Source organism: Buttiauxella noackiae ATCC 51607 (assembly GCF_001654865.1).
Taxonomy (GTDB): Bacteria; Pseudomonadota; Gammaproteobacteria; order Enterobacterales; family Enterobacteriaceae; genus Buttiauxella; species Buttiauxella noackiae.
On record NZ_LXEO01000041.1, the window covers coordinates 1 to 6,454 of the forward strand.

Annotated in this window: 4 protein-coding genes; 3 read left to right on the plus strand and 1 reads right to left on the minus strand. The window is 47.2% G+C overall.

The window, feature by feature from the left end:
• Positions 1 to 1,125, minus strand: a 1,125-nt coding sequence (locus tag M979_RS13600; protein ID WP_157093248.1) for a retention module-containing protein, incomplete at its 3' end; no start/stop codon positions are given.
• A gap of 404 nt (positions 1,126 to 1,529) precedes the next feature.
• Between M979_RS13600 and M979_RS13605 the strand changes: the two genes are divergently transcribed.
• The 3 genes from M979_RS13605 to M979_RS13615 all read left to right on the plus strand — a co-directional run.
• Positions 1,530 to 2,873, plus strand: a complete 1,344-nt coding sequence (locus M979_RS13605; protein ID WP_034457635.1) for a TolC family outer membrane protein — start codon at positions 1,530 to 1,532, stop codon at positions 2,871 to 2,873.
• Positions 2,874 to 2,990: 117 nt separating this feature from the next.
• Entirely contained in the window at positions 2,991 to 5,162 is a 2,172-nt protein-coding gene (locus M979_RS13610; protein ID WP_064555251.1) for a type I secretion system permease/ATPase, read from the plus strand.
• Positions 5,149 to 6,454 (plus strand): HlyD family type I secretion periplasmic adaptor subunit (locus M979_RS13615; protein WP_064555250.1); only part of this gene is annotated, 1,306 nt, incomplete at its 3' end. The genes M979_RS13610 and M979_RS13615, both read left to right, overlap by 14 nt.

Here is a 6,454-nt window from a genome sequence, read left to right on the forward strand (position 1 = left end):
AGTGGCATCAACTTGAGTATCAATAATTACGGTATGGTCAGTGTGAGCTTCTGTTGTATTCCCGGCTTCATCCGTTGAGGTGACGACAGCGTGGATCTGCGGATTAGCCAGCAGTCCCTGAGTTGACACATCAACCGTATACCCCAGCGTACCGTCACCCATCGCGATAACGTTGGTGTGGTAATCCTTGCCGTCTACCGTCAAGGTCACCTCATCGCCGAGTTTGGCGTCGCCCCCCACTTTTCCGTGAACCGACGTCAGTGGATTATGAGATTCAGCGATGTTGATAACGTTATCTGGCGTGACGTTATCGATGGTGATGTTGTCATGCAGGTCCGTAATGTCGATTACGGCATTATCGGTACTTGTTGCCGTGCGCCCCGAAACGTCAGTGGCTGTTGCCAAAACAGTAATATCACCTTCAACCAGGCCGGTGAGATCAGGTTGCGCCGTCCAGTGCCCGTTGTTGACGGGAACATCAATGGTGATTGTGTTTTTTTGGCTATCGGTAAAGGTGAGTGTGATGTGATTTTGATTACTGGTACCGCTGATGGGAGTATGGTTTATTTCATTTTTGTTAATAAAACCATCGTTACCCGCAAAATCATCAATGTTAACTAACGGTGGTAAAACAGGAGGGGCCCCTGCATCAGCTAAACCGTTCTCGGGTAAGTTAAGTTCCCATGTCGGCGAACCCAGGCCAGCTGTTTTAAAACCAGCGGTTGGATCAATTATCTGCCCGGTTAAATCTAACTGAACAAGAGTGTGGCCACCGCCGCCGCCCTCAATTTGCACCGGGGCTTCATTGCCCGCAGCGGTTGCTTCTAATGCTTGTGTCGGGTCAGCGCCGTCAGCAATGGCTTTCTGTAATGATGCGACATCTTGAGTGTCATGCTCTGCAGTACTTACTGCATTCAAGCCATGCTCACTCCAGTGGCTATTACGACCAAGATCCAAGGTTTTACCATCAGGCAGCGATACGCTTACCGCGCCGCTGGCACCCGTGACAATCTCTTCACCACTGTAAATTCTGTCACCTTCTTTCAAGAGACGCTGCGAGCCATCTGCTTCTACTACATAAACCTGGCCAATTACCGCTTTAATAACACCGAGTAAATTACTCACAGTACCCTCTCTTGAAAATCATCATTATTTTTATAAAAGCCGCAATAAATTAAATAATTAATAACATTATTATTTCATTTGTAATACATAACCAAAAATAGAAAAATGCCCATTAATGGACATATCCTTATTGATGAGTATTTATAAATGTAGAAAAAAACACAGTTATTAGAACTCTATTATCGGAGGCTTGACTGAGCGTTAAATATAATCAAAAATGACGAAAAGTGAAACATCACATTACAGAACATTAAATTTCATTGCGAATGAAGCTGCGTTTAATGTAATCAGATAAAGACCTCTGCACTTGTTAATTAATATGATGTTTCGTGTTAAAACTGAAATGGATATAAGGCGTGATATAGGGATATCGTTAACGCGCGCAATATAAAGGCTTCATAAAAATGCAGAAGTTTTCCCTTTTTATACTTGGTTGTTTATCAATACCATCAGTTAACGCAGCAACTTTACAAAATACCGTAAATCAAGCTTTATCCAGCCATCCGGAAGTTAATGCTTCAGTAAATAGTCGTTATTCTGCAGAACAGGATTTGCGTGCCGCTCGCGGTGGGTATCTTCCTTCTCTAAATGTTGATGCCGAAGCAGGTAAGAAAAACATCAATGATGCTACCACGCGCGCGGGTGGTAGTAAGAATGGGATGAATCTGTCGCCAAACGACGCCACGCTTAGTCTCAACCAGAATGTATTCGACGGTTTTGCAACATCAAGTGAGGTTGGACGTCAAAAAGCAACCGTTGATTCACGGGCTTTTAGCGTGCTCAACATCAGCGAGAACACCGCTTTCCAGGTGGTTCAAGCCTACCTTGATGTATTGCAACGCCAGGAATATGTGCATCTGGCAGAAGATGACCTCGCGAACCATGAGCGAATCTATGACCAGATTCGTTTACGTACCGACCAGGGCGTTGGCCGCTCGGGCGATTTAATGCAGGCTGAAGCGCGTCTGGCGCAGGCGCGCAACAACTTGTTGACTGAGCAAACCAACCTCGAAGATGCCAATACGACATTCATGAGCGTGACCGGCGAAGCGCCCGAGAACCTGAGTCTGCCTGAGCGTATTGATGCAATCCTTCCAAAATCTCTTGAAGATGCCAAACGCATAATGGAAGACAACAGCCCGCTGTTGAAATCTGCCAATGCTGATATTCAGGCAGCTCGCCAACAATATGAAGCTTCTAAATCAACGTTTTACCCACGCGTTGATGTGGCACTGTCTCGCAGCATCAGTAATGACACCGACACGACTCGCGCCCATTCAGAAGAGTGGCAAGCGATGGTAAAACTGCATTACAACCTGTACCAGGGTGGCAGCGATAAAGCAGCAATGCAGTCCCGCGCGTATCAGGAAAAACAAGCTCAGGACGTGCGTAATAACACGCTGCGCCAGATGAACCAGGAAATTGGCCTGGCATGGTCAGCATTAAAAAGCGCCAGAGACCAAATACCCGCAGCCACAGATTATGCCGATCGCAGCGTGAAAGTTCGTACCGCATATCAGGATCAATTTAGTTTAGGTGAACGAACACTTCTGGATTTATTAGATAGTGAAAATGAAGTATTCTCAGCGAAACGTCGCTTGGTTGAATTACGTTACCTGGAAATTACCACCGGTTATCGTATTTGTGCGCGTATTGGAGAATTATTAAAAGCACTTAAAATTAATCCAGTGCCTGCTGGCCAACCAATCGACTCCCCAGAAGATAACTCATTACCTGAACTTAATTAGCATTTAATTAACTGAAATAGTTCACCAGTGAACTATTTCAGGATTAGCTCGCTTTTTATTTTTTGCTGAATAATTGCGTCAGGAACATTCTTATCAATGAATTCACAAGTTGAAAACATGAATACAATGTCAGAGGCTCCTCCTGTTGAGGAGTCGCATTATCATGACCCGCGCAGTCGCAATGACGATCCATTGCTCGATTGCCTGCTGGTTCTTTGTTCTGTGCATGGTAAATCAGCAAGCCGCTCAACATTAAGTAGTGGGCTGCCGCTGGAGAACGATCGCCTGACGCTGGCTATTTTGCCTCGTGCTGCCGCTCGTGCAGGGTTAAAAGCACGTGTCATCAAACGTTCTCTCAATAAAATCGCCGCCATGTCTCTGCCTGCGATTCTTTTGCTGCACGATGGTGGTGCCGCCGTACTGCTGGGTTGGAACGTCGATGGAACTGCTCGCATTATGCCAAGCGAGAGCGAAGGCGGTGAAATCAATATTGATGCAGCAGAACTTGAGAAGAGCTATGCAGGCCAGGTGATTTTCGCACATCCTCGCCATGAGTTTGACTTACAGTCTGAATCTTTCCTGCCACGTACAAAATCCTGGTTCAAAGACACGCTGATGCTGTCTCGCTATCTGTACATGGATGCGATACTAGCAAGCTTGCTGATTAACCTGATTGCATTGGGAACGCCGCTGTTCACCATGAACGTGTATGACAGGGTTGTACCCAATCATGCCACGGTGACGTTGTGGGTTTTGGCCGTCGGTATTTGCATGGCGTTTGTTTTCGACTTGATCTTAAAAATGCTGCGCGGTGTCTGCCTCGATATTGCCGGTAAAAAAAGTGACCTGATTATCTCAGCCACACTCTTTGAGCGTATTACCGGCATGGAGATGAAAGCGCGCCCTGCTCGCGTGGGTAGCTTTGCACAAAACATTCATGAATTTCAGTCGCTGCGTGATTTCCTTTCTTCACTGACGTTGACCACGCTGATCGATTTGCCGTTTACGCTAGTGCTGTTGCTGGTAATTGGCATTATCGGCGGCACGTTGGCATGGATTCCATTACTCACCTTCCCTATCGCGCTGGTGATTAGCTGGGCATTGCAGAAACCGGTAAATGCTGCCGTTGCCAAAACCATGAGTTTGGCAAGTGAGCGTCAGGCATTGCTGATTGAAACACTCAGTGGCCTGGACGCTATCAAAGTTAACAACGCACAAAGCGAACGCCAGTATCAATGGGAACAAACTCTGGGCAGTTTAAGCCGCCTGGAATTACGCGTTAAAACCTTATCCAGCTTCGCCAGCAACTTGACCGGATGGTTCCAGCAAATGTCTGGCGTCATCATGATTATCGTCGGCGTGTATATGATTATTGGCGGCAAATTGAGCATGGGTGGCCTGATTGCCTGCTACATGCTTAATGGCCGAGCACTAATGCCAATGGGTCAGCTGACCGGGTTGATAGCCCGTTATCACCAGGCGCGTCTGACCATCAAAAATACCGAGCAAATGATGTCGATGCCGCAGGAAAGACGCGAGCATGAGCATCCGCTGAAGCGTGAAACCTTCCGTGGCAGCATTGAATTCAAAGATGTTGACTTCAGTTATCCTGAGCAAAAAAACCCTTCACTGCAAAAGATTAACCTGACTATTAAGCCCGGCGAACGCGTGGGTATTATCGGGCGCAGTGGCTCGGGTAAGAGCTCGATCAGCAAGTTGATAATCAATCTTTACCAGCCAACCGGCGGTAATATTTTGATCGATGATGTAGATGCTCGTCAGTTGGACGTCAACGATTTGCGCCATAGCATTGGTTATGTTCCTCAGGATATTCAGCTATTTAATGGTTCACTGCGCGATAACCTGATTTGCGGTGCCCGTTATGTGGACGATGAAACGATGCTGCGCGCCGCAGAACTTGCTGGTGTTAATGAATTCGCTCGTGTTCACCCTGATGGTTACAACTTGCAAGTTGGTGAACGTGGTATGCAACTGTCCGGTGGGCAACGCCAGGCTGTTGCGCTGGCTCGTGCACTCCTGCTGGAGCCACCAGTCCTGCTGCTTGATGAACCAACCAGTGCGATGGACAACACCAGTGAAGACAAGATTAAACAAGCACTGGTGCCATTTGTCGCGGATAAAACACTGTTGCTCGTGACGCACAAAGCGTCAATGCTGACACTGGTTGATCGACTGATTATTGTTGATAAAGGACGCATTATTGCTGATGGCCCGAAAGCCATTGTTATGGATGCGCTGAAGAAGGGTCAAATCAATGCGTCTCGCTGAGTTATTTGCACGTTTACGCCCGCAAATTCGCCACTACTTTAAAGGTCGTGATGAGAACCAGGCCGATAACATTAACGAGGTGAGTCATGCTCTGATTGATGACTCCCCGCGCGTTATTCGCCTGACTCTTTGGACTATCCTGGTATTGGTCTTACTGGCGTTCGTTTGGGCTGGATTTGCCAAACTTGATGAAGTTACACGAGGCGAAGGCAAAGCCATCCCATCATCGCGCTTGCAAAAAATACAGAACCTGGAAGGCGGTATTGTCACCGAGCTGTATGTGCATGAAGGGCAGATAGTTGAAGCTGGCGCACCATTGATTCATTTGGATGATACTCGCTTTGCATCGAATGTGGGTGAGACTGAAGCCGACAAACTCGGCTTGCAGGCTAAAATCGACCGTCTGACTGCGGAAGCTGAAGACAAAGATTTCGTTATTTCAGATGAGATTGCTCAGAAGGCTCCAGAAGTTGCACGCGGGGAGGTCGATTTATTTAATAGTCGCCGTCGCCAGTTCCAGAATGAAATTGAAGGTCTTCAGGAACAGTTAGTGCAGAAAAAACAGGAACTGCGTGACTTCCAGTCGAAACAGGAACAGTACAAACATAGCCTGGGTTTACTGCAACAAGAGATCAAAATGTCTGAGCCGCTGCTGGCATCAGGTGCAATTTCTAAAGTGGAAATTCTGCGTTTACGCCGCACTGAAGTGGAGACTAAAGGGCTGCTGGACTCCATCACTCTTTCTATTCCTAAATCCGCATCAGAAACGAAAGAGATTGAAAATAAGATTGGCGAAAGTCGTAACCGCTTCCAGAGCGACGCACTTTCACAGCTAAATGAAGCACGCACCAATCTGAGCAAAGCAGAAGCAACTGGCAAAGCACTGGAAGACCGCGTCAATCGAACCATGGTGGTTTCACCGGTTCGCGGTGTCGTCCAGCAAATTATGGTTAATACCATTGGTGGAGTTATTCAACCAGGCAGTGATTTGGTTGAAATCGTTCCCCTTGATGACTCACTGCTTATTGAAGTGAAGATTCAGCCGCGTGACATTGCCTTCCTGCATCCTGGGCAGCATGCCGTAGTGAAGTTTACCGCTTACGACTACACCACCTACGGTGGCCTGAATGGCGAGCTGGTACAGCTAAGCCCAGACACGATAACCGATAAAGAAGGCCACAGTTACTACATCGCTCGGCTGCGAACAGACAAGAACTACCTCGGAACAAAAGAGCATCCAATGGTCATCATTCCGGGTATGGTCGCATCAGTCGATATTATAACCGGTAAAA

Excerpts from the sequence above, each read along its gene's own strand:
- M979_RS13605 (WP_034457635.1), top strand. The coding sequence starts at position 1,530 with ATGCAGAAGTTTTCCCTTTTTATACTTGGTTGTTTATCAATACCATCA.
- M979_RS13610 (WP_064555251.1), top strand. The coding sequence starts at position 2,991 with ATGAATACAATGTCAGAGGCTCCTCCTGTTGAGGAGTCGCATTATCAT.